Consider the following 26,320-nt stretch of genomic DNA (forward strand, 5'->3'; position numbering starts at 1 on the left):
CAGCGCCAGCGCGGCGGTGACGGCGGCCAGGGCGGCGGAACGGGCGGTACGGCGGGCACGGTACGTGGTCATGATGAAAACTCCCCCATGGTCGGTCAGGCACGGCCACTCCCCCTGCTCCGGCAGGGGGACCGGCCGCATCGCTGTTTCACTGCACCCCATGAGATGACGCCATGACAGGCGTCGTTCCGCCGGATCTGTCCGCATTCGGTAACAAGGCAACTGGGTGCAATTACACCGGCGTTCACGCCGTGCCCGTCAGCGCAGCTCGGGCTCAGTCACAGAAAGCCCGCCAACGGCGTGGCGAGGAGAGGGAGATCGAGACGAACGAGCCCGCGACCAGGCCGTACGGCGCCTCGCCGTATACCACGGTCACCACGGGCACCGGAGTGGGCAGCGCCGACGGCGCTCAGCGCAGCCGGGTCCGGCTGATGCCCGGGGCGTCGCGAGGTTCGGCTCTCACGTTCACCTCAGGCTCTCCCGCGCCCAGGACACGGCGTCCTCGAAACGCTCCAGCTGGATGACAGGACATCCCCAGAAGCGGGACGCCGCGTCGGCGGCGGGAGCGCGCTCGCCGCCGACGAAGGCCAGACCGCGGCACTGGCTTGCCAGCGCCGCCCTCATCTCCTTGACGGCCTTGGCGTGTTCCCCGAGTCGGGGGTCGCGGTCGGCACGGTCGGCGATGTCCTCCTCGGTGTCGGCCGTGGCGGTGAGGTCGAGGGCGGCCGCGAACGGCCGGCCCCGTTCCAGCGCAGCGCGGAGCATGTCCAGTATGGCGTCGCGGACGGCGCCCGAGGACTCCCCGTCGGCGATGAGAGTCACGACGGGCCAGTCCCCAAAACGGGTCTCCACAGGATTCGCCCTTCCTCACCCTTGGTCTTCGGTCTTCGGTTCGGGCTCAGTCGCCGCCAGGACGGCCGCCGATTCCCCACTCGGTCTCCGGCACCGGATACAGGACGACCCACGTGTGCTCCCGGACCTCCTCCCCCAGCACTTCCACCGCGGCGTCGGTCAGGCGCTCGATCAGCCGTCGGCGGGTCTCCGGGGTGAGCCGCTTCTCGTACAACTTGGCCTCGATCAGGGGCATCAGAGACGACCTCCTTGTGGTGCGGACACGGCGTCGACAGGCATGACGTCGTTCAGGCTGTCCGCGAACGCCTCGACCATGCGCTCGACCTGACGATCTGTCAGACCCGGGTGGCAGGGCAGGTTCAGCTGTTCCGAGAACCAGAGCCGTTCCGCGACCGGGCACTCACCCGGGCCGTGGCCCCTGGCCCGCCACTCCGGGACGAGGTGGAGCGGAAAGTACCGGAGCTGGATCTCCACGCCGCGCCGGTCCAGGGCCCGTACCAGCCGGGTACGTGTCTCGGGGCCGCCCGGGACGAAGCAGGTGTAGAGGTGGTAGGCGTGCCCAATGCCGGGTCCGGGCTGCTGGAGGCGGACTCCGGGATGCGCCGACGCCGCTTCGTCCAGCCGGGCGGCGATCTCTCTGCGGCGGGCGACGAAGTCGCCCAGCTTGTCCAGTTGGACCGAGCCGACAGCGGCCGCCGCCTCGGACATGGTGGCGTTGGTGCCCGACCGGCGCACCCTCTCGCACCGCTCCCCGTAGATGTGAGCGGAGTACTGCATCCACGGCAGCAACGCGGGAATCTCTCCGGCCGGCGAGAGGGATCGGGTGAACACGCCATCGACCTGGTTGGAGCGCCGCCGCTCGATGCGTTCCGCCCACTCGTCCCGGTCGGTGGTGATCATGCCGCCCTCACCGAGGGTGGTGATGTTCTTCGATGAGTGGAAGCTGAAGCAGGCGATGTCGGCCAGTGCCCCGGGGTGTCGCCCTCGGTAGTCGGAGCCGAGGGCGTGCGCGCAGTCCTCCAGGACGACGATCCCCCGGGCGCGCGCCAGGTCTGTCACCGCCTCCATGTCGGCGGGCCAGCCGCCGTAGTGCACGAGCAGTATGGCGCGGGTCCGGTCGGTGAGCAGGTCGGCCAGCCGGTTCGGGTCCACGTTGAGCGAGTACGGGTCGACATCGCAGAACCGCACCCGGACGTCGAGATCGAGCAGGGGCTGGATGGTCGCCTGGAAGGTCTGCGGGCTGACCACGACCTCGTCACCGGGGCGTAGGTCCAGCAGCCCGATCGCGATCTCCAGGGCGACGGTCCCGCTGGTGACCGAGAGCGCGTGCCGGGTCCCGACGAGGGTACGGAACCTCTCCTCGAACGCGGTCCGCCATGCTCCCATGGACAGGGAGGCATCGGAGTTCAGGACCTCGGCCAGTGCCCGGAACTCCGTGTCGTCGAGAACGCTTCCCCGGCGTGCGAAAGGCACGTCGTACACGCGCTCGCCCTGCGCCGGTGGGCGTCGATCACCGCGCATCAGTGGTCCTCCTCATCGCGCGCGGTCCGCCGGCCGGCGGCGTCGGCCGCGAGTGCCTTCTTGTCGACCTTTCCCAGGCCGGTGAGGGGGAAGGCGTCGTAGATCTCCAGCAGGTCGGGGAGCTTGAAGTCGGCCACGCCCCGGTTTTTCAGCATGCGCCGCAGTTCCGCGAGGCCCGGCGGGTCTCCGGCGGGCATGACGCACGCGCAGATCGCCTCGCCCAGCAACGGATCAGGAACGGCCACGACCGCTGCCTGCCCGATGCGAGGGTGGTGGGCCAGGTGCCCTTCGAGTTCGGTCGCGGAGATCTTGTCGCCGCCCCGGATCACCACGTCCTTCACCCGGCCCTCGACCACCAGGTCGCCTCGTGCGGTGAGCCGGACCAGATCGCCGGAGCGGAAGAAACCGTCGTCGGTGAATGCGGATCGGTTGTGCTCCGGCGCCTTGTAGTAGCCGCACAGCGTGTAGGGGCCCCGGGTGACGAGTTCGCCCACCTCGCCCGGTGCCACCGGCACACCGGTCACCGGGTCGGCGACACGTATCTCGTCGTCCGGTGAGACGGGCCGGCCCTGGGTGGCGAGCACGACGTCGTCCGGGTCGTCACGGCGGGTCATGGTGAGCAGTCCCTCGGCCATTCCGAAGACCTGCTGGAGCGCGCATCCGAGTACCGGGCGCACCTGTTCGGCGACATGCCGGTGTAGCTTGGCGCTGCCGATCTGCAGGCACTCCAGGCTCGACAGGTCGTGGCGGTCGCGCTCGGCGCCACTCATCCACAGGTGGGCGACGGTTGGTACCACGGAGGTCAGGGTCACCCGTTCTGCGGCGATCAGGGGGAAACATGTGTCGGGTGAGGGGTCGGGGGCGAACACCACGGTGCCTCCGGCGTGCAGGGTGCCGAGAATGCCGGGGCAACCCCAGGTGAAGTTGAACGCCACCGGCAGCACCGCGAGATAGACCGTGTCCGGTCCGAGGCCGCACACCTCGGCGGTGGCACGGGTCTGGTAGCCGTAGTCGTCGTGTGTCCGGGGGATCAGCTTGGGCAGGGCGGTCGTACCGCCGGAGAGCAGGAAGAACGCCACATCCGTGGTGTCCGGCAGGTATGCGTCCGCGGCGGGCTGCGGTGCGACGCCCGCCGCCAACTCGTCCAGCGGGACGATGTCCGACGGTGCCCCGGGCCGTGGTTCGCCCACCACCAGTGTGTGCCGGACGGACGGGATCTCCTTGCGCAGGGCCGCGGACATCTCGACGTGGTCGAAGCCCCTCTTCGATCCGGGCACCACGTGGGCGACCGCCTCGGACAGCTCGCACAGGTGGCGTATCTCGTACGACCGGTGGGCGGGCAGCGAGAACACCGGCACCGCGCCGATCCGGAACAGGGCGAAGCAGACGGCGACGAAGTCGGGGACGTTGGGCAGTTGGACGACCATGCGTTCGCCGGGCCCGATCCCGAGCCGGCGCAGTCCCACGACCAGCCGGTCTGTCCAGGCATCGAGTTCGGCGTAGGTGATCCGCCGTCCCGCCCCGACCAGGGCGGTGCGGTCCCGGTGGGCTCCGGCCCAGCGCCGCAGCGCGCTGCCGAGCGGTTCACCGGTCCAGTGGCCTGCCGCGCGGTAGCGGTCGATGTCCTCCTGCGGCCTGGCGACACATCCGTCGATCATGGTCATATCTCCCCCATCACCTGGTCCGCGAACAGCCGCAGGGTGCGCTCGCTCTGTTCGTAGGGCATGTGGCCGGGGCTGACCTGGATGCTGACCGTCAGGTCGTCGCCGTACCATCCGGCGATGGCGGCGAGTTGGTCGCGTACCTCGGCCGGTGTGCCGGCCAGCACCTTCGTGGCGGCCAGCGCGGCGTCGAAGTCGTAGCCGCGTACCTTGTCGACGAACTTCTCGTAGCCGGGGTACTGGCCGCTGCGTGTGCCCGCCCAGCCGGCCACCGCACCCGCCATGTGATCGACGTAGTTGCGCTCGAACCGCTCGGCCGTCTCCAGGGCCTCGGCCCGGTTCTCGGACAGGTAGCAGGTGTACTTGATCTGGATGCGGGGCCGGCTCGGGTGGTCGCTCGCCGCCCGTGCCTCGCGGTAGGCCGTGAGCATCTCCCGCAGTTGCTCGCGCGAGGTGACGGACGGCACGACTTGGAGATGGTGGCCGGCTTTCCCGGCGGCCGCGCAGGACTCGGCGCTGGTGGCGGAGGCCACGAACACCGGCGGATGCGGTCGCTGCACGGGGCGCGGCAGCAGGGACACCGGGCCGAACCGGTAGAACTCCCCGGTCCAGGTGACGCTGTCCTCGGACCACAGGGCCGTGCACACGTCGACCATCTCGGCGAACCTGGCCCGGCTCTCGGCCATGGGCACCTGGAACAAGCCGAACTCATCGGGCAGGAAACCCCGTCCGAAGCCGGCGTCGAGCCGTCCCTGCGAGAGATTGTCGAGCATGGACAACTTGGCCGCTGTCTTCAAGGGATGGTTGAAGGCGGCTATGACAGCGCCCGTGGTGAGGCGGATACGGCTGGTCCTGGCCGCGATGGCGCTGAGCAGGGTGACCGGGTCGGGGCAGTAGCCGCCGTACGGGGAGCCGTAGTGCTCCACGGTCTGTACGTGCTCGAATCCGAGGGATTCGGCGGCCACGGCCAGTTTGATCGTTTCCTGGTAGTACTCCGGGGCGCTCTTACGCGCCGGGTCGATGACGGGGAAGAAGTTCAGGCCGAAGTCCACGGACAACTCCTTGCGGTGTGGGGGTTGAGTGGCCTGGTGCCCTGGCTCTGGTGGCGTGGGCCGGTTCAGGGCAGGGCGAGAGCGGAAGGCGCGGCGCCCGGCTGCTCCAGGCGGCGCCGCAGTTCGGCTACGACCGCCTGCCGGCCGTCCAGCAGGTAGAAGTGGCCGCCGGGGAAGACCCGCAGGTCGAAGTCGCCGGACGTGGTGTCCCGCCAGGGCCGCATGAGGTCCGGCGGCGCCTCGTGGTCGTGCTGTCCGGCCAGCGCGGTGACAGGGCAGGACAGCAGCGGTCCTGAGCGATGCCGGTAGGTGTCGATCAGCTGGAAGTCCTGACGGATCGGCGGCAGCCAGACCGCCCGCGCCGCGGGGTCCGCGAACAGCTCAGGGGCGGTACCGCCGAGACCGATCACCGCGGTCACGAACGCGTCGTCGTCAAGACGGTGGGTGTCTCCCGGAAGGTGCGCGGCGGGTGTCACCGTCCCCGACACGACCAGGCGGACCAGCCCGACCCTGGACGAACAGCGACGGGCCACCTCGTAGGCGACGATGCCGCCCATGCTGTGGCCGAACAGCGTGGTCGGACGCCGGGGCAGGCGCTCCAACTCGGCGACGACACGATCGGCGAGGTCGGCCACGCTGCGGGGGACGTCGTCGGGCGTTTGGTACCGCACCGAGACGAGGTCGATGTCGGGGCCCAGACCGTCGGTCCAGGGCACGAACATGCCAGGGGCGGCTCCGGCGTGTGGCAGGCACACCAGACGGGCTCGGGAACGGGGCCCGGAAGTGTGGCGCCGCAGTGGTCCGGAGCGGCGTGCGGGAACGGCACTCATCGGCCCGGCTCCGTGCCGGGCGCGGTGCGTTGGGGCGCAGTGGACGCGGATCCGGCGGGAGCGGGCGGGGCGGGAGACTGTCGTACGGCCGTGGCGAGGGCAGCGATCGTGCGGTGTTCGATCAGGCAGCGCAGCAGGACGTCGAAGCCGTGCGCGTCGGCTCCCGCCACCCGCTCGCGTACCCTGCCGACCAATTGAGCGGCGAGGAGGGAGTCGCCGCCGACCGCGAAGAAGTCCTGGTCGACGCCGGTCTGTCCGCCGGTGGCGCCAAGCACTTGAGCCCACAGGCCGGCGATACGCGCCTCCAGCGCGTCACGGGGCGGGATCACCTCCTTGTGAGCGGCTTCCGGGTCCGGGGTCGCACGCAGCCAGGAGGTCAGCGCCCCTCGGTCCACCTTGCCGTTGGCGGTCAGCGGCAGGGTGTCCAGTACGTGGATGCGGGAGGGCACCATGTAGGCCGGCAGCTGCCCGGCGAGATAGGCGCCCAGGGGGTCTGGGCGCACTCGGGCGCAGTCGGTCTTGAAGCGGGCTGCGAGCAGCAGTTGACCGAGGGACGGTGGGAGGCGATCGGCGTCCGGTCCGGTGACCGCGGGCAGGTGCCACAACTCGGTCGCGCCCGCCCGCCCCAGCAGGTCCGTCCACTCCCGCCGGTCCAGCAGCATACGGTCCTGGCCGCGCCGGACGTCCGTGAAGTCGACGCCCGTCTCACCGACGTCCATCAGGAAGGCCATGAAGATCATGAGTTCCGGGCTCTCCCGCGTCGGCTCCGTGAACAACAACCACCCGCCGGGAGCGAGGAGTTCCCGCAGCCGCCCGAGCATCGTGGCCGCGTCTCGCGCGTTGTGCAGGACGTTCGCGGCGAGGATCACGTCGAAGGAGTTCGGTGCCAGGCCCTGGGGGCGCGGATCGGCGTTCATGTCGAACAGGCCGAAATCCACGAAGGGCACATCGGCGAATCGCTCCCGCGCTCCGTTGAGGAAGAACGGCGACACATCCGTGAAGAGGTACTCCACGTCCTGGTCGGCAAGCGCCTCGAAGGCGCCCGCACTGGTGCCGCCCACGCCCGCTCCCACCTCCAGCACGCGCAGCGGACCATCGCCCGGACCGTACCCGCGTGCGATCTCCCGCAGGGCTCCGGCTGCGGCGGCGTTGGTGTAGCGGGCGATCAGGCTGTCGGTGAACAGCGACACCGCGGTGTCCGCGCGGGCCTCGGGAAACAGCAGGTGAACCTCGTCCTCGGCGCCGCTGACCAGGTCGAGCAGACGGGCTCCGCTGCGCTCGAACAGCGCCACCGCCTCCGGCGACCACTGATCGTGACCGAGGACGTGCAGTTCACGCACCCGTCGCCAGGCGGCGTCGGCCTCTGCCCGGCTGCCGGGAAACGGGACGGCGGCGGTGTACGTTCCGGCGGCCGTGTCATGGGTCAGCCGGCCGGCGTCATGCAGCAGGCCGAGCCAGCGGCGCACGATCCACCGGTGCCGGGGCACGGACCGGGTCAACCGCAGCACCTCGTCCGCGGTGTATCCGCGTCCTTCGACGGCGAAGGCGCCCGCTGCGTGTAACGCGCGGCCGACAGTGAGCAGCACGGCTTCATCGAGCGCGGCGTGGAAGACGCGCATCCGAGCGGCGTGGGGTGCCTTCGCGGCGGAGCGTCCGGCGGCATCGGAGGCTGCCACCAGGCCCGGCGCCGACTCGTCGGCCGGGCCACGGCGGTTGCCGGTGACGAAGGCGACCAGGCGGCGGTCCGTACGCTCGCCGTCGGCCAGTACACAGGCGCTCCCGACCGCGGGGTGCCGTTCCAGCGCCGACTCGATTTCACCCGGCTCGATGCGGTGCCCGAGCACCTTGACCTGGGAGTCCGCCCGGCCGAGGAACTCGATCACGCCGTCGGGGCGGTAGCGCCCCAGGTCGCCGGTCCGGTAGAGACGTTCGTCGGTGCCCGGGTGGCGGACGAACCGCTCGGCCGTGCGCTCCGGATCCCCCAGATAGCCCATGGCCACTCCGACGCCCCCGATGTACAGCTCGCCGGTGACCCAGTCAGGGCAGGGGCGCAGTCCAGGGTCCTCGGGGTCCAGGACATGGAAGGTCTGGTTGGCCAGCGGGGTGCCGTACGGAATGCTGGTCCACTCCTTGTCGACGCTGTCGATCGGGTGGTGGATGGACCAGATCGCCGCTTCGGTGGCACCGCCCAGACCGACCAGTCGCAGTTCAGGCAGCTTGTCCCGCACCGAGTCCGGCAGTGTGACCGGTATCCAGTCGCCGCTGAGCAGGGCCAGTCGCAGCGCGGACAGGTCCCACTCCGCGTCGGTGGCGCGGTAGCCGGGGCCCAGGCAGTCGTCGAGCATGTGCAGCTGTGCGGGGACGGAGTTCCACAGCGTGACACGGTGCTCGTGGATCAGCGCCGCCCAGTGAGAGGGGTCGCCCCGCCGGTCGGGGTCGGGCAGGACCAGGGCGCCGCCCCGGGCCAGGGGACCGAAGATGTCGTAGACGGAGAGGTCGAACCCGAGGCCGGCAAGGCCCAGGATCCGGTCGTCCTCGGTCACGCCGTAACGGGTGTTGATGTCGGCGACCGTGTTGAGTGCGCTGTGGTGGCTGATCATCACGCCCTTGGGCGCGCCGGTGGAACCAGAGGTGTAGATGACGTATGCCAGGTCCTCGGGCCGCGGCCGGGTGCCGGCAGGAAGAGCTGGGGCGGGGGCGAGAGCATCGTCGGGTCCGAGGCTGTCCACCGTGTCGACGCGGATCTGCTCGGGCCAGCCGTCCGGGCCGCGGCCGTCGGCGCACGCGAGGACCTGGCGGACGCCCGCGTCACGGAGTATCCGGTCGCGGCGTGCGGGTGGCTGAGCGGTGTCGAGCGGGAGGTAGGCACAGCCGGCCAGCAGGGTGCCGAGCACACCGACGATCTGCTGCCACCCCTTGGGCATCGCGACGGCCACGATCTCGCCGGTGGTACATCGACATCGCTCGCGCAGCAGCCGGGCGACGGCCGCTGCGCGGCGGAGGAGTTCGGCGTAGGTGAGGCTGCGGTCGGCCGCGATGACGGCGGTGCGGTCGGGGGTACGCCTGGCCTGGGCGACCACACCGTCGTGGAGAAGCCCCTTCGGTACCGGCCGGGCGGTGGCATTGACCTGCGCGCGGCGGTCGGCCTGGGCGGGTGGCAGCGTGCGGGGAACGGAGCTGCCCCAGGCCGCTTCGCCCTCTGGGCCGGTGGCCGCCAGCTGCCGGACCAGGTCCATGTAGAACGCGAACATCGCGTCGACCACACCGTCGGGGAACAAGGCGTCCACCGTGTCCCACGTGAGCAGCAGGCCGTCCGGCGTCTCGTACAGCTGGTGATCCAGCCAGACCTGCGGGGTCTGCGAGAGCATCCAGCTCATGTCGCCGAAGCAGGTGCGGAAGTCGTCGTCCACGAAGAGTCCGCCGATACTGCTGGCGAAGACGACGGGAGCGGAGACCGGCTCCTCCGGCCGGTCTCGTCGAGCAAGGTCCCGAAGTACCTCCACTGCGGAGTAGGCGGAGTACGACACGTCCTGCTGGAAGCGGTCCTGGACCGCGCGCACATGGTCGGCAAACGTGCTGGGGCCACCGGTCTCCACCTCCAGCAGGAGCAGGTTCGTGAAGTCGGCGATCATCCGCTCGGTGTCGGGATGGCCGGGCTGCCGGTCGAACAGCGGGACGTTCAGCAGGAAACGCCGGTTCTCGCTCCACCGGCCGAGGGTTTCGGCGAACGCCGTTGCCAGCACCATCGAGGGCGTCACACGGTGGGCGCGGGCCCGATTCCTGAGCTGGTCGAAGAGGCCCTGTTCCACGAGGTGGGAGCGGCGCCGGAAGCGTGGGCCCGCCATATGCGCCGGGTCGGTGGCGAGTGGCAGCCGCGGGCCGCCGACCCTCAAACTCTCTGCTCGCCCTCGCCAGTGGGCCCGTGCGCGCTCCCGCTCCTCGCCGCGACGGACGGTGACGTCCGCCAGGTACTCGGAGAAACTCAGCGTCAGCGGCGGGAGAGTGGCGCCACGGTACAGGGCGGCGAGGTCCGACAGCAGCACCTGGATACTCATGACATCGGCGATGATCAGGTCCACGTTGAGGTGCAGTCGCGCGCTGCCGCCGGGCAGCAGGGACAGCCGGATGTCGAAGACCTCGCCTCCGCGGATGTCGAGCAGGCGGTGGGACAGCTCGTCCCGGACGGTCCGCAGACGCTCCTCAGCGGCGTCTGCGCCAAGTGAGCGCAGGTCGTGACAGGTCAGCCCGGGCCAGGGGGAGCGGGCCATGATCTGCTGGCGGCCGTCGTCCCGGATCACGGCCCTCAGCATGCCGTGGCGTTCGGTCAGCCGGTGGACGGCCTTCTCCAGCCGGGCCGGGTCGGCACCGGGCCCGTCGAACTCGAAGTATCCGTGGCACGCGACACCGCCCAGCACCTGGCCCGCGTTCCGGCCGATCCAGTACGCGTGCTGGACCGGCGTCAGCGGGAAGGGAGCCCCGGCCTCGGTCGCGACGACCGGCTCGACGGGGCCGGTCGCGGGTGACTCGTCGGACAGGCGGTCGGCCAGCAGGTCCCACCAGTCGGACACGGTCGGGCTTTCGGTGAACTCGTGGTAGGTGGCCGCCAGGCCCGCGCCCCGCCAGGCCCCGACCATCGCCATGGTGGTCACGGAGTCCAGGCCGAGGCCGACGAGATCGTCGTCGTCCCCGATCTCCGAGGGGTCCAGATGGAGCTTGCGTGCGATGCGGCGACGTAACTCGTCCAGGCTCGCGGGCAGATCGGACAGCGCAGTGCTGCGGACGGAACCAAGCAAGATTCCTCCAGGCCAGAAGGCTTCCGTTCGGTGCGTTCGAGGGTCCCGGGATTGCGGCACGCGCGGAATTTCCGGGCCACCCAAGTATCAGCACACGCGTCCTGGGCCTGGCAAGAGACACTCAGAGATCATTTGCGACCGGCGTTCGCATCATCTTTCCCTGGACATTTCTCTCGCTTTGCCGGCTGGATCAGGGGCGGTTGACACCTCGACCGCACCGTGACAGGGTAGGGCACCCTTACCTGGCAATCGTACGGCTTCTGACCTGTACATTTGTCAACAATCAACTCCTGGTGGCGAATCCTGCCAACCCTGTGCGGGGTCGTCGTTCAACCCATTTTCTCTTCCTCCATTCCCAGGTCGGCAGCCCTCTTTCGGTCATGAATGGTTTGCTGACGCATTTCTGTTCCGGTGATGCGAGGGCCGTTACCGACCAGGGCATATACCGCACCGACCATGGCTATGCCGGCGGCGATCCAGAACGAGAGCGTGAAGCCCGTACCGTCGGGCAGTGATGTGCCGGAGATCGCACGGGAGGCCAGGAGAGCGGCGGCCAGTTGGCTGCCGACGGCTCCGCCCACGGTCCGGGCCACGGTGTTGATGCCGTTGGCTGTGGCGATGGCCTGCGGCTGAGTGACGTCGTGGATCAGTTTCGGCAGCGCCCCCATGGCGAGCCCGAACCCGGTACCGATCACTGCGTAAGCCGTCACGGCCTGCCACTCCCGGGCATGGAAGAGGGCCATCGACGCTCCGCCGACCGCGCTCACCGCGAGCCCGAGTGCGAGCGGGGCACGGGGCCCCAAGCGCCTCTCCACCCGCCCGACCGCCGAGCTGGCCGGCAGGCCGAGCAGGGTCCCGGGGATCAGGATCAGCCCTGCCACCGTGACCGATGCCCCGAAGCCGTAGTCGACGAGGTGTGCTGCCTGAGGGGGCAGCCCCGTCGGCAACTCGGCCAGCTTGGGCACCAGGACGTAGAACACGAATTGAGTGGCGCCCAGCAGGAAGGCCCCGATGTGGGCACCTGCGATCGGGCGGCCGAGCAGCAGGGCCGGGTCGATCAGCGGATGCGGCGCCCGGTGCTCCCACCACAGGAACAGGGCGGCGAACAGGACACCGCCCGCGAACAGCCCGAGCAGCCGGCCGGAGGCCCAGCCCCAGGCCGGCCCCTCGGTCAGCGCCAGCAGTACGCACACCAGGGCCATGCCCAGCAGGACCGCGCCGGGCAGGTCCAGCGGCGTCGGCGAGGTCGAGCGGCTCTCGGGCACATATCGCGCCACCGCGAGCAGGGCCAGCAGGACCAGGCCGGCGCCCGCGACGAAGAGCCATCGCCACGAGGTGTGATCGACGATCAGGCCGCCGACCAGCAGTCCGGCGCCGGCCGCGCCGCCCACCAGACCCGACGTGAGGCCGAGACCGAATGCCACCCGATGCGGAGGCAGCACCTCCCGGATCAGTCCCAGGGAAAGCGGCAGCAGCGCGAGGCTGACGCCCTGGACGGCACGGAAGGCGATGAGCGAGCCGACGTTCCAGGCGGCCGCCGCACCCACGTTGCCCGCCAGGTGCACGACCAGCGTGACCAGGAGCACCTTCCGCTTGCCGTGACTGTCGCCGAGACGGCTGATGAGCGGGGTGAAGACCGCACTCGCCAGCAGAGTGGCGCTGAGTACCGCCCAGGAGGCGCCGACGGCACTCGTGTCCAGTGCCGTCTGCAGGACTCCCAGGGTGGGCACCAGCATCGTCTGCACGAGGGAGTAGGACAGGACGGCCAGGATGAGGGCAGCCAGGGCCTTCGTACCTGACCGGGTGGCGGGGGCGGGGGCGGGCAATGATCACCTCTGCGTGTCGATGGGCCCTTGGAATTTGCGACCACTGTTCGCTAATGGTCGAGCATAGACATCCGGCCCCCGGGCCACAAGCCCGCCCACGCCGCCGTGCGGGGTAGGGTGATCGTGTGAACGCCCGTGCTCCCGGCCGACCGCGCATTCTCTCCCGCGCCCGCATCGTCACGATCGCGCGGCGCATAGCGGACGACGAGGGGCTCGACGCACTGACAGTGCGCCGCGTCGCACAGCGGCTCGGCACCGGTCAGGCGTCCTTGTACCGCCACATCCAGGACCGGGACGAACTGCTCCGTCTTCTCGCCGAGGACGTCGCGGTCAACCTCCCGGGGCCACGGGAGCACCCGGACCCCACCGAGCAGGTCCTCGGCCAGTGGCTGGACGCATACGACTACCTCTCGCGGCACCGCTGGGCGGCCCGGATCATCGCCGAGGGTGAGCACGTGACGGACAGCGCCTCAGCCTTCACCGGCAGTGCGCTGGACGCGCTCGGGCGACTGACGGACACCGGCCCGGGCGGCATGGGGGCGCCCGGGACCGATCTCGCCCGCGTCTATCGCGTTCTGTGGCATCTGCTGCTCGGTCATGTGCTCAATGTCCACCCGGTGGGTCACGCGCACGCCGGGAACACCGCCCCGGCCCGGGCCGAAGGGGCCGCCGAAGACATGGGCACCGGGGAAGCCCACGGCCGCCAAGGCACCGGTACCTCCCGGGACGACTTCGCCTGGGCCCTACCGCGCGTCCTGGACGGCATGCTCAGGCCCTCCTGACAGCACGGCCGGCGACTCGCGGGCGCACAACACCCGCACCCATAGCAGTGCGGCCGCTGTCAGCGTCCCCGCGACCACGACGGCCGCCGCGTAACCGACGGCTCCGGCGAGCGGCGGCCCCACGGCCTGCGCCAGGACCGCGACCGCGAAGCCCCACGCCGACATGAGAGTGAAGTCGGTGCCTGCGGTCTCCGGTCGGCAGAAGTCCATGAACACCGTGAAGATCATGGTGTTGAGTGCTCCTCGGGCAAGGCCCAGCGGAGCGACCGCGACCGCGGCGACCGCGCCTCCGGCCCCGGTGGCGACGGCCAACAGCGCGCCGGTCGCCGCCAGTTGCACCAGGAAGGCCCCGGCCAGCACCCGGACGCGCCCGTGCCGACCGACCAACCGCCCGGTGCCGGAGGCGCCGACGATCCCCGCCACTCCGCCGAGGAAGACGGTCAGCAGCCCGATACGTCCGAGCGGCCAGCCCCGGTCCACCAGCAATGGCCCGATGAGCGACTGCGGCAGCATGATGCCCGTCCACACCAGCGGAACCAGGACACCTGCCCATGCGGCCACACCCGGTCGGCACGCCAGCGTCCTCACGGCCCGCACCCCTGGAAGAACGGCGGACCCATCGGTCCCGCGCAACGGCTCCACGGGCTCCTCGATGTGGCGCAGCACGGCCAAGGGCAGCAGGCACAGGCCGGCCAGGGCGCTGACCGCCCACGACCATCCGACGTACTCGACGAGGGTGAGCAACCCCACGCCACCGATGGCGGCTCCGGCGAAACCTGCGCCGACCTGCACGGCGTTCACCCGACCGCGGTCGGCGGGGGCGATCAGGCGGACCGCGAGCCCGTCGGCGGCTATGTCCTGCGTGCCGATGAGCGCGCCCAGCACACACGCCCCGACCATCAGCAGGGTGAAGTCCGCGCGGACGTCAACGGCGGCCAGTACCAGCAGCATCACCACGATCGACGGCTGGGTGACGGCCAGCCAGGTGCGGTAGTGACCACGGGGACGACGGCCGTATCGGTCGACGAGCGGAGCCCACAGCACCTTCGCGATGACCATGAAGTTCACCAGGGAGACCGCACCGACCTGGCGGAGCGAGGCTCCGTCGTCCCGCAGGATCGCCGGAAGCGCAGTCAGTGGACTCATCGCCAGGTACTGGCCGGCATAGAGAACCGTCAGGACCAGCAGCCGCGCACGCCGGGTCATCCACCCTCCCAAGGCTAGGTGAGGTTAGCCTAACCTATTTGGGAACAGTGGTCGCTAAGGTGGCCGGAACCCTATGTCCCGCCAGGCGCGGGCCGGCTGGTCAGCCGAAGCGATCCACCCGGGCGAAGCCGAGCGGTATCCGGGTCTCGCCCTCGGTCACCAGATCGGCCAGCGCCTCCCCGATCCCCAGGGCGTGCTTGCCGCCGTGCGCGTTGCACCCTCCGGCAACGATCAGGCGGGCATCTCCGCCGGGGCTGCCGATCACGAACTGGCCGTCCGCCGTGCGCGAGAAGATGCCGACCGCCACCCGTGCGGGTACCGGGTCGAGCCCGGGAACGCACACTTCCAGCAGCCGCACGAGGTCCGACCAGTCCTCGGCGCCGACGGACCGGTCGGTGTCCTCCGGGTCCACAGGACGGAACCCGCCTCCGCCGTACTCCAGCCCGAGCTTGACGTCGTGTCCGTTCTCACGGCCGTTGCCCCACAGCACCTGACCGCCGTCGACCTCCCGCATGAACACCGGGAAGCGGTCGAGGCCGAAGTCCTTTCCGCTGCCCTCGCCGTTCCCGCTGCCCTCGCCGTTTCCTCTGTTCTCGCCGTTCCCGCTGCCCTCGCCGTTCCCGCTGCCCTCGCCGTTTCCTCTGTTCTCGCCGTTTCCTCTGTTCTCGCCGTTTCCTCTGTTCTCGCCCTTCCCGTCGGCGGGGCGGAACCAGCAGATCGGCATGCGGATGGTTTCCAGTGGCAGGCCCGGAACGAGCGTCTGCAGCCACGCTCCCACAGTGACCACGGCGTGTCGGACCCGCACCCTGCCCGTAGCGGTCACCACCTCCGCACCGCCGTGCACCGCCGACACACCGATGACCTGGCTCCCTGTCAGCACGCGCGCGCCCGCCGAGCGCGCCAATCCCACAGCGGCCCGGATCGACGCCTCCGGCCGGACAATGCCTGCGCTCGCCTCCCGGACCCCGATGTGTCCTGCCGGTACCGCCGCATGCAGCGGGTACCGGTCCCCCAACTCGGCGGCGGACATGGTCTCCACCTCGATCCCGTGCGCCTCGGCCGCGCGCAGTGTCCCCCCGGTGATCGGCCCGTCCGGCGGCCCGATCAGCAACCCGCCCGAGCGCACGAACAGTTCCTCACCGGACGCCTCCTCCAGATCACGCCACAGTTCCCCGGAACGCCGGGCCAGCGGTACCAGGCCCGGATGCTCCAGGCAGGTGATCCGGTACATCCGTGATCCGCCGTGTGAGGCACCCCAGGCGTGTCCCGGCACGAACCGGTCGACCCCGACCACATCCACGCCGCGCACCGCGAGCTGCCACAGCGCGGCGGAGCCCCAGGCTCCCAGGCCGATCACCGCGACGTCGGCGTCCCAACCACTCACCGTCATCCCACCCATCACCTCCGTGAAGGCTTGCGAGCACCGGGCAACCGTAGCCAGGGCCTGTGCCGGCACAGCGGGCTGATGGCGGGATCAAGCCAGGAAAGCAGCCCGGGCTCCCGGGCCGACGCGTGCGAGCCCCTGGTACGAGCCGGCCCATCGGCCGATCAGCCCTGGGAAGCGGCCCACGGGACCTCTCCGTACCTCGTGGAGTCGACCGCAGGAGAGCGCAAGAATCCTCTGTCATCCCAGTTGGCCGATCGCCGGTCGATACGATCTCGATGGCGGCGGTCGGCGCGACGTCACCTCGTGACTCCGTTCCAGGAACTCGGCGACGCGAACGGCTCGTTGTGGACGCCGGTGACGCTGCCGCACGATGCGCTGATCTCGACCGAGCGCCGGGCCGACGCTCAAGGCGGGGAGAGAAGCGGGTACTTCGCGGCAGGCTCGTTCGAGTATCGCAAGACGTTCTCCGTGCCTGACGAGCACCGCGGGAAGCCGGGCCACCTCGGAACAGGCCGAGCAGGTGCTCCGCGGGCTGATCGCCCGCATCGTCGAGGAGACCGGCTCGGAGCCGTACTCCTGACAGGAGTTCAGGTACCGTCGACGCGCCGCAGGGTGGCCACGCACAGGTGTGGGGTGACGAAGGGCTCCAGGTCCTCCGCGGTCAGCGGGGCCCGCAGCGTCTCCACCGTGCCCTGCATCAGGCCGAGATGGATCGCGCAGACGATGTCGGGGCGGCGCTGGGCCACCTCGCGGAACGGGCAGTGGTGCAGCCGCAGCCGCCGCCGGTCGGTGGCCCGGGCCGGGGCGTCGCCGTCCGCGTCGCCCGTGCCCGCCTCGGGCTCCCGCTCCTGCTCTGCTTCCGTGACAAAGCCCATGCCCTCCAGGGTCGCCACCAGCCGACGCTCCCCCTCCTCCGCACCGACGCGCTCGGTGGGCGCCGGAGGGTCGGTCAGGTACGAGCCCCAGGAGCGGCCGGCCAGCGTCGCCGCGGCCACCGGATCCTCCACCGAGGAGGACACGACACCGAGCAGGATGTCGGACAGCAGCCGGAAACTGCGCGAACCGCCCGGGCCGTCCGGCGCGACGGCCGAGTAGACGATCTTCGGTCGCCCCGGCTCCCCGCGTGGCGCGCTGTCACGGACCGCCAGGCCGTCGGCGACCAGCGCGTCCAGATGGAAGCGGGCGGTGTTGAGATGGACCCCGACACGCTCGGCGGTCTCGGCCACGCCCAGCGGGCGGCCGTCCTCCTCGCGCAGCAGTTGCAGGACGGCAGCGCGCCTTCCCCGCTGCACCGGAGCGCCGGTACCCGCGTCGATGAGCTGTTGTCGTGGAGTCATGGAGAAATGATACGACCGTGAGGGTTAGAAACAAAAAGTCTCATTTCTAACCCTCACGGCGGGATGGTGGTGCGGTGGTCACTCCGGTGGCGAGACCTTGGCGCGCCGCAGCCTGCGGCCCAGCAGGACGAGGAGCGCGCCGTGCGGGAGGGTCACCGCCACGAGGAGCGCGAGTTCCGCCGGGGAGTGGTGACGGAGCGCCTCCCCGCTCGCCAGGGCGACTGCGACCACGGACACGAACAGCGACACGGCCCGGTGGAAGCGGTGCACCTCCGAGTGCGGCCACGCGTCGCGGCTGACCGGTTCGGGGGTCTGTCCGGCCGCCCGGTGGTAGCCGGTGAAGACGCGTGACTCCCAGGCGCCGGTGCTCTGACGGCCGTAGAGGTCAAGGCCGGCCGCCACCAGCAGGAGCACCCCCAGGTATCCGGCGGTGAGCAGGGTCTCCCCGCTCACGGGGCCACCGCCTCTGCGGCGGGCGGTTCGGGCGAGCGCCCGTCGCCCCCGTCACCCCTGTCGCCGCCGTCCGGGGAGTCGTCCTCCGTGCCGCCGTCGGCCCCGGCCGGGGCGGGCCCCACCGCGGTGAACAGCAGGCTCAGCGCGGGGTCCGCCGGCTGCCTGGTCCGGCCTGCGCGGTGACGTACGCCCAGCCAGGTCAGCCACAGCAGCGGCAATACGCCTCCGACCAGGAACACCACGTCTCCGGGCAGGCGCAGCCACTCCAGGAAGACATTGGTGTCCCCTTGCAGATAGCCGAGGCTGCGGGCGTCCGCGTAGCCGCTCTCGACCACCTTGTACAGCTGAAGGGCGCCACCGGGCAGCAGCGTGGCGAACGACATCCACGCCAGGCCGAGGTTGAGCGACCAGAACGCCATCCGGGGCCAGCGGTCCGACCACCGGTTCTCGGGGATGAGGTAGCGCAGCGCGAACACCGCGAAGCCGACCGCCAGCATGCCGTACACACCCATCATCGCGGCGTGCGCGTGGTTCGCCGTCAGGCCCGTGCCCATCTCGTAGTACGACACGATGGGCAGGTTCACCAGGAAGCCGAACACACCGGCTCCCAGGAAGTTCCAGAAGCCGACCGCAGCCAGGAACATCACGGCCCAGCGGTGCGGGAACGGTGTGCTCGACGGGCTGTGCCGGCGGGCGCCGATCTGCAGGAAGCTCCACGCCTCGACGGTGAGGAAGAGCAGGGGCACCACCTCAAGTGCGGAGAACGTCGCGCCCAGCGCCAGGTGTTCGGCGGGTTCACCCGAGAAGTACAGGTGGTGCATGGTGCCGATCACGCCGCCCGCGCCGTACAGCACGATGTCGAGGAAGATCACGGACAGTGCCACCCGCTCGCGGACGACGCCCAGCAGCACGAACAGATAGGCGACGGTCGCGGTGGTGAAGAGCTCCATGAAGTCCTCGACCCACAGGTGCACCACGATGAAGCGCCAGAAGTCGGCCGCGGTGAACTGCGATTCGGGACTGGCCAGCAGTCCGACGGCGTAGAACGCGGGCAGCGCGAGCGCGGCCAGGAAGAACAGCCACGGCATGTTGGCGACGCTCTCCCGACGCAGTCTGCGGCGCAGTCCGCGGAAGAGGATCACGACCCAGATCACCATGCCGACGGTCAGCAGGACCTGCCACAGCCGGCCGAGGTCGAGATACTCCCAGCCCTGGTTGCCCAGCATGCTCCATAGGGGGCCGAGCCAGCCGCGCTGTCCGGCCAGTTCGCCGAGCAGGCTGCCGACGACCACGACGACCAGCGCGCCGAGCAGGATCCTGCTGAGCAGGGCCTGCTTGCGGGGCTCCCAGCCGCGAGCGATCAACGGGGTGATGAAGATGCCGATGGCCAGGAACGAGGTGACCACCCAGAAGATCGCCAGCTGGGTGTGCCAGGTGCGGACCAGGTTGTACGGCAGCCAGCGGTCGAGCGGGATGCCGAAGAAACTGCCGAGGTCGGCCCGGTAGTGCTGGGCGGCCGAGCCCAGCAGCGCCTGGACCAGGAACAGTCCGGCCATCGCGAAGAAGAACCAGGCCGTGGCGCGCTGTGCCGGGGTGAGCCGGACGCTGTCCGGCGCGTGGAAGCGTAGTTCCCGGTGGTCGCGCCGGTGCCAGCCGAGGAAGTTCCAGCGTCCGAAGGCGGCGAAGAGCGCGCCGCTGCCCGCCAGCAGGAAGATCAGCGACAGCACGCTCCAGGTCACGGTGTGACCGGTCGGCTTGTTGCCGACCAGGGGCTCCGACGGCCAGTTGTTGGTGTACGAGTAGTCGTGGCCGGGGCGTTCGGCCGCGGCGGTCCACGCCGTCCAGCCGAAGTAGGCCGTGACGTCATGGATCTCACCCGGATCGGTGATCGCGTCCGGCCTGAGGCCCTGCTTTCCGTCGGGCCGGCCGAGCAGGTCGGCGTAGTGCTTCGTCAGCTCGGTGAAGGCAGTGGCCTGGGCGTCACTCCACACCAGGGTGCCGGTCGCCTTGTCGTAGCGGTTGGTCCGGTACTCTCCGACGGTCCGCTCGGCGGCGTTCGCGGAGTCGGCACCGCCGTACTGCTTGCGCACCATCGAGGCGCTGCGGTGCAGGTAGTCGGCCGTGAAGTCCGGTCCCAGATAGGCGCCGTGCCCGTAGATCGAGCCGTACTGCATCAGGCCGGTGCGCAGGAACACCTTCTGGCCGTCGCGGACGTCGTCACCGGTGAAGACGACCTGGCCGGAGGCGGTGACGGTCCGTTCCGGGATCGGCGGCTGGGCCTGGTAGGTCCGTATCGCCAGCAGCCCGAGAACGAAGAACCCGCCGAGCGTGACGAGGACCGCCGCCTGGACCCATCCCCGGGCGATCATCCGTGGCCGCTTGTCTTCCCCCGGGCTGTCGCCTGCCCGTGATCTTCCCATCTGCTGGGCCTCCTTGAGATCCGGCACCCGTCGACGCGGGTGGTCGCGTTCTACAGGGAGAGTAGTACCAATGAGAATTAGTATTTAACAGGGGGTCTCGTCTAAACTGGCCCGGCAGATGGCCGTCGCCACACCATCGGACGACCGGCGTGACGGGGAGAGAGGAGAGCCTTCGAGGAGACGCAGAAAGACTGGAAGGCTTCCCTCGCCACGGGATGCCTCGGTGCGGAAAATGGTGGAGCACCCCCGGCGCGATACGGGGGTGCTCCGTCAGCCGGTCAGGCCGGACGCGCCCCGGAGCGGGAACCAGCGCATGTTGTCCTTCTCGACCCGCAGATCGCTCTTTGGACCCGCGGCGAGCGACAACTCCAGCGCGCTGTCAGGCCGGTGCCGACCGGACTGCACCCACAACGGACCGAACATGCCAGGTTCGGCCGGCCGCTGTGGGAGGTGGAGCCGGCTGATTCCGACACGTACCTCGGGAAGACGTCGCGGGGCTCGCCCAGCGGCACCCTGCTGGCCCGCGCGCAGGCGCTGACCGCGTAGTTCCTGTTCCTGGAACTGCGGCACAAGGTCGAGATCCACCGGATGACCGGGCGCGTGGTCGAGTACCCGATCGACGAGAGGAACCGGCCGCGCGGCTCCAAGGACGCGGCTCCGCGGATCCCGTCGACGGAGCCGGAGATCAGGACACTGTTCACCGGCTGGGCGCGGAGCCGGTGACCTGCCGCAAGTTCGCCCCGACCGCGCGGACCCACACCGCGGCAAAGCCGATGTCCCACGTCGGCCTGCGGGTGAGTAAGACGTGCAAGCTCGACCTGACGGACATCGGGTGGGAGCTGGGCCGCTCCGGCAAGCTCCACATGCGCCACGGCAAGGGCGCCCGCGGCTCGGGCCCACGCGAGCGGATGGTGCCCCTGCTCAACGGCGCCGACCGCACACTGCGACGGTTCGTCGAAGACATCTGGGGCCACTTCGACGACCACACCCCACCGACGCTCTCTCTCGACGGATGGACTCGTAGTGCTCGTACTCGAGTGCCGCTGTACAGAAGTGCACGTCACACCCGTGCCCAGCCCCGAGCGCCTGGCCGACAGCCCGGATCCTGCTGTCGGGACGGGCTGCGCCACGCCCTGTCTCGGCTGGATACGTTCGAGGACGGGGGAGGGCTGTTCTGTTCGGATGTTCCACATCCAGGATGCTGAGGGAGACAGCACCGGGCCTTGTCATTCCGCGCAGGGTTGTTGCCGGTTCGCGCACACCGTGGACGGCAGGTTCCTGTAGTCCCGCGGGGGGATCCCGTAGGTGGCCCGGAACAGGCGGCTGAAGTGGGTCGGGTTGGTGAAACCCCAGCGTTCCGCGATGGCGTGGATCGGGCGGGCGTTCAGGCGGGGGTTGTTCAGGTCGAGGCGGCAGCGTTCCAGCCGGCGGTGGCGGATCCAGGCCGCCGGCGATGTGTCGTCCTCGGTGAGCAATTGCTGGAGGTGGCGCAGGGAGATGTGGTGGGCGTCCGCGATCGTCTGGGGGGGGCATGGCCGGGTCGGCGAGGTGTTGCTCGACGAACGCGTTGATCCGGGCCCGCAGGGCGGTCCTGCGGGCCTCCGGGGTCAGCGCCTCCTCAGCCTCCAGGCGGCGGGCGATGACGGAGGCCAGGAGGTCCAGGGTGACCGAGGTGAGAGTGGAGGTGTCGGCTGGGGTGAACTCGCCGGCGCGCGTGTTGAGGTCGGACAGCCAGCGGGCGAACACCCCGCCCATGCCACGGCGCCCGCTGATCGGGACGGCGAGCAGGCCCTGCACCATCCTCTCCGGCAGCGGCAGCAGCTTGTGAGGAAGCTGCACATTCAGTTGCGACCAGCTGCCCTGAAAAGTGTGGACGTGCGCGTCGAAGGGGCGACTGCTGTCCAGCACCATGAGGTCGCCCGCATGAAACGCCGTGTCACTTCCGGCCTGGGAAAAAGAGCCCTCCTCACCGAGGTGGTAATTGATCACGTACACCTCGGGGTCGGACTGCCGGATCGCCTTCGCTGTCCGCGCGGTCTCCAGATGCGGGAAGGGCAGCGCGGACACAAACCGAGGTGCGGCGGTGGCTTCACACCCGCCGCCGCCTCGCCATGGGCCATCAGCCGTCCGACCGGCATACAAGTAACGTCCCGCCCGGCACCGAAGAAAACGCGACACCGTTGGGTGCGGAGGAAGTCCGTCGCGAGTCCCCGAGCGGACGCCGGCGCCGCTTGATGGGCTTGATGGCGGCCACGGCGATCGGCGCCGGGGCCGGGGCCGCGCTGGGTGTACAGGCTCTGCTCTCGGGATTCTCCGCACCCGACCGCACGGCGACGGAGGAGGAACCGGTGCAGGGACTGCCCATTCTGGCCGTGGGCAGTTGGGCGCAGATTCACCCCGCCCGTACGCCGGAGATGTGCATTACAGAAGGAAGGGACCGGACGCATCGCTATACCACGGCCGTGGCAGCGCAGTACCCGTGCAAGAATGCCGACGAGCCCCACACTTACATTGAGCCTCTCGGCGACAATCTAGTCCAAATTCAATGGCATCATCCCAAATACGAAATTGGCTGCCTGACCGTCTTGCTCGACGGCCCGGGAAGGGATCTGATCGAGCCTCGCGAGGACTGCACGGAAGACAACCCTGCACAAACCTTCCGAATCGAACCCATCGGCCCGCCGGCCGCAGCACACTTCCGCATTCGCCCCGTTGCCACTGACCAATGCCTTTCCCTCCGTGACCAAGATGTCGATGACGGCGCCGAAATAGTTCAGGGACGCTGTTCGGGTGCCCGTGATCAAAAATTTCTCGTGGCTCTCATTTCACCACCTTGAGAAATCAACGAAGCGCGGCGTTCAACTATTGGCGCACGGCTTTCCGGCATCGTTCACCGACTGGCACACGCACCCTCGGATCGGTCGGCCGTCTACCACTGCTCGCCGACTGCCATCGCCATGTACCCGAGGCCGACGGAGATCTCATCGGCCGCCTCGATCACCCGCAGTCCCAGCTCCTGCTGTCGGTGCTGCAGATCGATGGCTGACAGGGGGCCGCTGACCGAGAGGGCGGCGACGACCTCTCCGGTCCGCCCACGGATGGGGGCGGCCAAACACGCACGACCGAATGCCAGTTCCTCCACCTCGGTGGCATAGCTACGGTTCCGGACCTCCTCCAGAGCTTCGATCATCTTCTCGACCCGGGTAATGGTTCGGGGCGTATAGGGGACGGCGAGGCCGCGCTCGAAGTACTCCCGGACGAAGTCCTCCGGCTGGTCGGAGAGGATCACCTTTCCCATGCCGGTGGCGTGGAGCGGTGCCGACCGCCCCGCCATGGTGAACGCCTTGGGGGCGTCGGCGCCCTCAAAGTTGCACAGGTAGAACAGGGCGGAACCGTTGCGTTCGGCCAGGTTGGCGCCGAGGGCAGTCGAGTGGGCCAGGTTCTGCACGGTCTGGCGGCCGACCCGGAACACGACGGAGCTGTTGAGGGCAACCGAGCCGAGGGTGGTCGTCGTAGGACCCAGCCGGTACAGGCCGGTACGCACGTCCTGGACCACGAATCCCAGCCGCTCGAGCGTGGAGATCATCCGGGAGACGGTCGACTGCCCCAGTCCGGTCTGGGCGCACAGCTCCGAGATCCGCAACTCGCTCGCCTCCAGGGAGAAGCAAGTCAATAGCGCGAGCGCACGCTCCACGGCTTGGGTACCACTCCCCCCAGCGCCTGATTCTCCGACCACGTTGCCTCTCTCTGCCTTCCGTGACGTCACTCGTCCAGCCACTTTATGAATCCACCCTTCAGATGCTGAAACCCAGGCTACCGGGCGACAGCCACCCCTGACGCGGGACCCCGAGACCCCCGGTGAGCGACTCCCCCTGAGCCCGAAGCCCCGAGTCACTTGCGGAGCACAGCAATACGGAGGGCCACGTGAAGGAATCGCGCAATCACCATACGTAGCCACGGGACCGTCGGGCGGGATTCTATGTATGGCCGTTGCACATCATGACTGATACATGCAAGGATGAACCGCGATCGCTCAAGTTTCCGAAAGGATGCCTGATGGTACGCATCGCGAATGTACAGACGTACGTACTGAAGCTGCCCCACCCACACACCTACCTCGGCCAGGCGTCCGACGGCTCGGGGGCGGGCGACGACCCCGGCTACAAGGTGCACGAACCTTGGCGCAGCATCTACTCCGAGCGCTACGAGACGATGCTGGTCCGGATCACCGCCGACGACGGCACGGAAGGCTGGGGCGAGGCACTCGCCCCCGTCGGCCCCGAGATCACGGCCGCCGTGGTCGACCGGCTGCTCGCGGGCCGGCTGAAGGGCCGCGGACTGAACGGCGTCCGGCCGCTCTGGTACGGCCTGCGCGACCTGATGCGGGAGCGTGGGCACCTCGTCGGACACCAGGCCGACGCGCTGGCCGCCGTGGACACCGCCCTGTGGGACCTCTACGGCAAGCTCACCGGATTGTCCGTCACCGAACTCCTCGGCGGTGCGCAGCGGGATGTCGTCCCCGCGTACGTCTCCGGGCTGCTGAGGCCGAGCGATGCCGAACGGGCCGCGTTCGCCGCCGAGTTGGCCGAGCAGGGCGCTACGTTCGTCAAGCTCGCCCTCGGCAAGGGTGTCGAGGCGGACCTCGCTACCTTCGATGCCGTCGCCGCGGCGGCGCCCTCACTGCGGATCGCGGTCGACGCGCACTGGGTCTACTCGATCGGCGAGGCCATCGAGCTGGGCCAGGAGCTGGACCGCCGCCGTGCGCTGTTCTTCGAGGCGCCGCTGGTGCCGGAGGACGTCGTGGGGCACGCGGAGCTGGTGTCCCGGATCGCCGTTCCGGTGGCCGTCGGCGAAGCGATGCGCAACCGCTACGAGTTCGCCGACTGGATCGGCCGTCGCGCGCTCCGTCTCGCGCAGCCCGACGTCGCTCGGACGGGCATCACCGAGGCCGTGTCCATCGCGGAGCTGGCTTCCGCCCACCACGTGCCCGTCGCCTGCCACCACTCGGTGGGCCTGGGCATCTCGCTCGCTGCGGGCATCCATGTGTCGGCCGCCGCCGTCGACGTCCCGTTCTTCGAGTACCAGCCCAACACCATTCCCGTGGCGCAGAGCATCCTGCGCCGGCCCCTGGTCGCGGGGCCCACCGGCTTCGCGGTGCCGACCGGCCCCGGTCTCGGCGTCGATGTCGACGTCGAGCGGATCACCACCCTCGCGAAGGAGAACTAAGTCCATGCCCGGCGCTCCCACCGGACTCATCCCCATCCTCGCCACGCCGTTCACCGACGCAGGCGAACTCGACGTACCGTCCCTGCGCACTCTGGTCGAGTTCGAGCTGGCCTCGGGCGCGGACGGCCTCGCCGTGTTCGGCATGGCCAGCGAGGGCTTCGCGCTCACCGCCGCCGAGCGTGCCGTGATCCTGCGCGAGGTCCGAACGGTCGCGGGTGCCGACGTGCCGCTCGTGGCCGGAGTCAACGGCACGAGCACGGTCGGCGCCCTCGAACAGGTGCGGTCCGCCGAGGGTGCGGACCAGGTCATGGTGCTGCCCCCGTTCCTCGTCAAGCCGGCGCCTGGGCAGCTGATCGAGTTCTTCGGCGAGGTCGCCGAACGCGGCGGTATCCCGGTGATGATCCAGGACGCTCCCGGGGTGACCGGCACGGCGATCGATGTGCCGACCGTCGCGGAGCTGGCCGGCATGTCCGGGATCACCTCGATCAAGGTCGAGGCGCCGCCGACGCCGCCGAAGATCGCGGCGCTGCGTGACACCGGGCTCGCGGTGCTGGGCGGCCAGAACGCGCAGGCACTGATCGAGGAGTACGACAACGGCTCGGTCGGAACCATGCCCGCCTGCGAGTTCACCGACCTGCTGCGTCCGGTCATCGACGACCTCGCGGCCGGGCGGCGTGCCGACGCTCGGGCGGCGTTCACCCGGATCCTGCCTCTGATCCATATCGGGGTCCGCCCGGGGCAGGCCTGGGCCGTGCACAAAGAGGTCCTGGTGCGGCGCGGAGTCATCGCCTCGGCGGCGATCCGGCTGCCCGCCCGTCCTCTGGAGCCGGTGACCGCGAAGGCGCTGGCAGAGATCCTCGACGAGCTTGCTCTGCCGGCCTGGCAGGGCGGCCCGCGATGACGGCGGCCGTCGTGGCGGCGTTCGCTGCCGACTGTGGCCGGGTGTCTTGCGCGGGCGTCGTATCGGCCGGGCC

General features: G+C 69.9%; 21 protein-coding genes and 3 pseudogenes. 5 read left to right on the forward strand and 19 right to left on the reverse strand.

Annotation, left to right across the window (positions count from 1 at the left end; genetic code table 11):
* Nucleotides 1-465: 465 nt before the first annotated feature.
* The 10 genes and pseudogenes from ABT245_RS26390 to ABT245_RS26425 form a co-directional block, all read right to left on the reverse strand.
* Nucleotides 466-852, reverse strand: coding sequence for a hypothetical protein (locus ABT245_RS26390; RefSeq protein WP_351737646.1), 387 nt, complete (start codon nt 850-852; stop codon nt 466-468).
* A 46-nt stretch (nt 853-898) separates the two neighbouring features.
* Nucleotides 899-1,087 carry a tautomerase family protein gene (locus tag ABT245_RS26395; protein ID WP_351737648.1) on the reverse strand — a complete coding sequence of 63 codons (189 nt, stop codon included), beginning with the start codon at nt 1,085-1,087 and terminating at the stop codon, nt 899-901.
* Nucleotides 1,087-2,373: a DegT/DnrJ/EryC1/StrS family aminotransferase gene (locus tag ABT245_RS26400; protein WP_351737650.1), complete on the reverse strand. Its 1,287-nt coding sequence runs from the start codon at nt 2,371-2,373 to the stop codon at nt 1,087-1,089. The genes ABT245_RS26395 and ABT245_RS26400 overlap by 1 nt, the downstream gene beginning before the upstream one ends.
* Nucleotides 2,373-4,031: a (2,3-dihydroxybenzoyl)adenylate synthase gene (locus tag ABT245_RS26405; RefSeq protein ID WP_351737652.1), complete on the reverse strand. Its 1,659-nt coding sequence runs from the start codon at nt 4,029-4,031 to the stop codon at nt 2,373-2,375. The genes ABT245_RS26400 and ABT245_RS26405 overlap by 1 nt, the downstream gene beginning before the upstream one ends.
* A 2-nt stretch (nt 4,032-4,033) precedes the next feature.
* Nucleotides 4,034-5,086, reverse strand: coding sequence for an LLM class flavin-dependent oxidoreductase (locus ABT245_RS26410; protein WP_351737654.1), 1,053 nt, complete (start codon nt 5,084-5,086; stop codon nt 4,034-4,036).
* 65 nt (nt 5,087-5,151) lie between these two features.
* Entirely contained in the window at nt 5,152-5,916 is a 765-nt protein-coding gene (locus ABT245_RS26415; protein ID WP_351737656.1) for a thioesterase II family protein, read from the reverse strand.
* The gene (locus ABT245_RS46170; RefSeq protein ID WP_502982196.1) at nt 5,913-7,535 is read right to left on the reverse strand and encodes a class I SAM-dependent methyltransferase; all 1,623 of its coding nucleotides are present in this window, start codon (nt 7,533-7,535) and stop codon (nt 5,913-5,915) included. Before ABT245_RS46170 ends, ABT245_RS26415 begins: the two co-directional genes overlap by 4 nt.
* 207 nt (nt 7,536-7,742) lie before the next feature.
* A pseudogene (locus tag ABT245_RS46175) lies at nt 7,743-9,293 on the reverse strand (amino acid adenylation domain-containing protein); the annotation flags it as partial.
* Between the two features lie 75 nt (nt 9,294-9,368).
* Nucleotides 9,369-10,769 (reverse strand): annotated as a pseudogene (locus ABT245_RS46180) (condensation domain-containing protein); the annotation flags it as partial.
* 269 nt (nt 10,770-11,038) lie between these two features.
* Nucleotides 11,039-12,535, reverse strand: a complete 1,497-nt coding sequence (locus tag ABT245_RS26425) for an MFS transporter (RefSeq protein ID WP_351737660.1) — start codon at nt 12,533-12,535, stop codon at nt 11,039-11,041.
* A gap of 125 nt (nt 12,536-12,660) precedes the next feature.
* Between ABT245_RS26425 and ABT245_RS26430 the strand changes: the two genes are divergently transcribed.
* On the forward strand, nt 12,661-13,317 hold the full coding sequence (locus tag ABT245_RS26430; protein WP_351737662.1) for a TetR/AcrR family transcriptional regulator: 657 nt from the start codon (nt 12,661-12,663) through the stop codon (nt 13,315-13,317).
* Here the strand turns inward: ABT245_RS26430 and ABT245_RS26435 are convergent.
* The 6 genes from ABT245_RS26435 to ABT245_RS26460 all read right to left on the reverse strand — a co-directional run bounded on the left by ABT245_RS26435 (nt 13,279) and on the right by ABT245_RS26460 (nt 20,705).
* Nucleotides 13,279-14,523: an MFS transporter gene (locus ABT245_RS26435; protein ID WP_351737664.1), complete on the reverse strand. Its 1,245-nt coding sequence runs from the start codon at nt 14,521-14,523 to the stop codon at nt 13,279-13,281. The genes ABT245_RS26430 and ABT245_RS26435 overlap by 39 nt on opposite strands.
* A gap of 100 nt (nt 14,524-14,623) precedes the next feature.
* On the reverse strand, nt 14,624-15,913 hold the full coding sequence (locus tag ABT245_RS26440) for an FAD-dependent oxidoreductase (protein WP_351737666.1): 1,290 nt from the start codon (nt 15,911-15,913) through the stop codon (nt 14,624-14,626).
* A 584-nt stretch (nt 15,914-16,497) separates the two neighbouring features.
* The gene (locus ABT245_RS26445) at nt 16,498-17,247 is read right to left on the reverse strand and encodes a helix-turn-helix transcriptional regulator (protein ID WP_351737668.1); all 750 of its coding nucleotides are present in this window, start codon (nt 17,245-17,247) and stop codon (nt 16,498-16,500) included.
* Between the two features lie 78 nt (nt 17,248-17,325).
* Nucleotides 17,326-17,700: a hypothetical protein gene (locus ABT245_RS26450; protein WP_351737670.1), complete on the reverse strand. Its 375-nt coding sequence runs from the start codon at nt 17,698-17,700 to the stop codon at nt 17,326-17,328.
* Nucleotides 17,697-20,120, reverse strand: a complete 2,424-nt coding sequence (locus ABT245_RS26455; protein WP_351737672.1) for a nitric-oxide reductase large subunit — start codon at nt 20,118-20,120, stop codon at nt 17,697-17,699. Before ABT245_RS26455 ends, ABT245_RS26450 begins: the two co-directional genes overlap by 4 nt.
* 270 nt (nt 20,121-20,390) lie before the next feature.
* The gene (locus ABT245_RS26460; RefSeq protein WP_351737674.1) at nt 20,391-20,705 is read right to left on the reverse strand and encodes a hypothetical protein; all 315 of its coding nucleotides are present in this window, start codon (nt 20,703-20,705) and stop codon (nt 20,391-20,393) included.
* 3 nt (nt 20,706-20,708) lie between these two features.
* On the opposite strand from ABT245_RS26460, the gene ABT245_RS26465 reads away from it, so the two are divergent.
* A complete protein-coding gene (locus tag ABT245_RS26465) occupies nt 20,709-20,843 on the forward strand; it encodes a hypothetical protein (protein WP_351737676.1) in 135 nt (44 codons plus the stop codon).
* Nucleotides 20,844-21,346: 503 nt separating this feature from the next.
* Here the strand turns inward: ABT245_RS26465 and ABT245_RS26470 are convergent.
* Entirely contained in the window at nt 21,347-21,637 is a 291-nt protein-coding gene (locus ABT245_RS26470) for a helix-turn-helix transcriptional regulator (protein ID WP_502982197.1), read from the reverse strand.
* 136 nt (nt 21,638-21,773) lie between these two features.
* Nucleotides 21,774-22,298 (reverse strand): annotated as a pseudogene (locus ABT245_RS26475) (AraC-like ligand-binding domain-containing protein); the annotation flags it as partial.
* On the opposite strand from ABT245_RS26475, the gene ABT245_RS26480 reads away from it, so the two are divergent.
* A complete protein-coding gene (locus ABT245_RS26480; protein WP_351737680.1) occupies nt 22,232-22,957 on the forward strand; it encodes an RICIN domain-containing protein in 726 nt (241 codons plus the stop codon). The pseudogene ABT245_RS26475 and the gene ABT245_RS26480 overlap by 67 nt on opposite strands.
* A 92-nt stretch (nt 22,958-23,049) precedes the next feature.
* Here the strand turns inward: ABT245_RS26480 and ABT245_RS26485 are convergent, their stop codons facing one another.
* Nucleotides 23,050-23,814, reverse strand: coding sequence for an IclR family transcriptional regulator (locus ABT245_RS26485; RefSeq protein WP_351737682.1), 765 nt, complete (start codon nt 23,812-23,814; stop codon nt 23,050-23,052).
* Between the two features lie 362 nt (nt 23,815-24,176).
* Here ABT245_RS26485 and ABT245_RS26490 point away from each other — a divergent pair, with 362 nt between their 5' ends.
* Both ABT245_RS26490 and ABT245_RS26495 read left to right on the forward strand, forming a co-directional pair.
* Nucleotides 24,177-25,346 carry a mandelate racemase/muconate lactonizing enzyme family protein gene (locus ABT245_RS26490; protein WP_351737684.1) on the forward strand — a complete coding sequence of 390 codons (1,170 nt, stop codon included), beginning with the start codon at nt 24,177-24,179 and terminating at the stop codon, nt 25,344-25,346.
* 4 nt (nt 25,347-25,350) lie between these two features.
* Nucleotides 25,351-26,247 carry a dihydrodipicolinate synthase family protein gene (locus ABT245_RS26495; RefSeq protein ID WP_351737686.1) on the forward strand — a complete coding sequence of 299 codons (897 nt, stop codon included), beginning with the start codon at nt 25,351-25,353 and terminating at the stop codon, nt 26,245-26,247.
* Nucleotides 26,248-26,320 lie beyond the last annotated feature (73 nt).

The sequence above is a fragment of the Streptomyces sp. NPDC001508 genome, from assembly GCF_040298665.1.
In the GTDB taxonomy this organism is placed as follows: Bacteria; Actinomycetota; Actinomycetes; order Streptomycetales; family Streptomycetaceae; genus Streptomyces.

Excerpts from the sequence above, each read along its gene's own strand:
- ABT245_RS26395 (WP_351737648.1), bottom strand. The coding sequence starts at position 1,087 with ATGCCCCTGATCGAGGCCAAGTTGTACGAGAAGCGGCTCACCCCGGAG.
- ABT245_RS26445 (WP_351737668.1), bottom strand. The coding sequence starts at position 17,247 with ATGACTCCACGACAACAGCTCATCGACGCGGGTACCGGCGCTCCGGTG.
- ABT245_RS26435 (WP_351737664.1), bottom strand. The coding sequence starts at position 14,523 with ATGACCCGGCGTGCGCGGCTGCTGGTCCTGACGGTTCTCTATGCCGGC.
- ABT245_RS26480 (WP_351737680.1), top strand. The coding sequence starts at position 22,232 with ATGGGCCATCAGCCGTCCGACCGGCATACAAGTAACGTCCCGCCCGGC.
- ABT245_RS26405 (WP_351737652.1), bottom strand. The coding sequence starts at position 4,031 with ATGATCGACGGATGTGTCGCCAGGCCGCAGGAGGACATCGACCGCTAC.
- ABT245_RS26415 (WP_351737656.1), bottom strand. The coding sequence starts at position 5,916 with ATGAGTGCCGTTCCCGCACGCCGCTCCGGACCACTGCGGCGCCACACT.
- ABT245_RS26495 (WP_351737686.1), top strand. The coding sequence starts at position 25,351 with ATGCCCGGCGCTCCCACCGGACTCATCCCCATCCTCGCCACGCCGTTC.
- ABT245_RS26465 (WP_351737676.1), top strand. The coding sequence starts at position 20,709 with ATGACCGGGCGCGTGGTCGAGTACCCGATCGACGAGAGGAACCGGCCG.
- ABT245_RS26455 (WP_351737672.1), bottom strand. The coding sequence starts at position 20,120 with ATGGGAAGATCACGGGCAGGCGACAGCCCGGGGGAAGACAAGCGGCCA.
- ABT245_RS26490 (WP_351737684.1), top strand. The coding sequence starts at position 24,177 with ATGGTACGCATCGCGAATGTACAGACGTACGTACTGAAGCTGCCCCAC.
- ABT245_RS26400 (WP_351737650.1), bottom strand. The coding sequence starts at position 2,373 with ATGCGCGGTGATCGACGCCCACCGGCGCAGGGCGAGCGCGTGTACGAC.
- ABT245_RS26440 (WP_351737666.1), bottom strand. The coding sequence starts at position 15,913 with ATGACGGTGAGTGGTTGGGACGCCGACGTCGCGGTGATCGGCCTGGGA.
- ABT245_RS46170 (WP_502982196.1), bottom strand. The coding sequence starts at position 7,535 with ATGCGCGTCTTCCACGCCGCGCTCGATGAAGCCGTGCTGCTCACTGTC.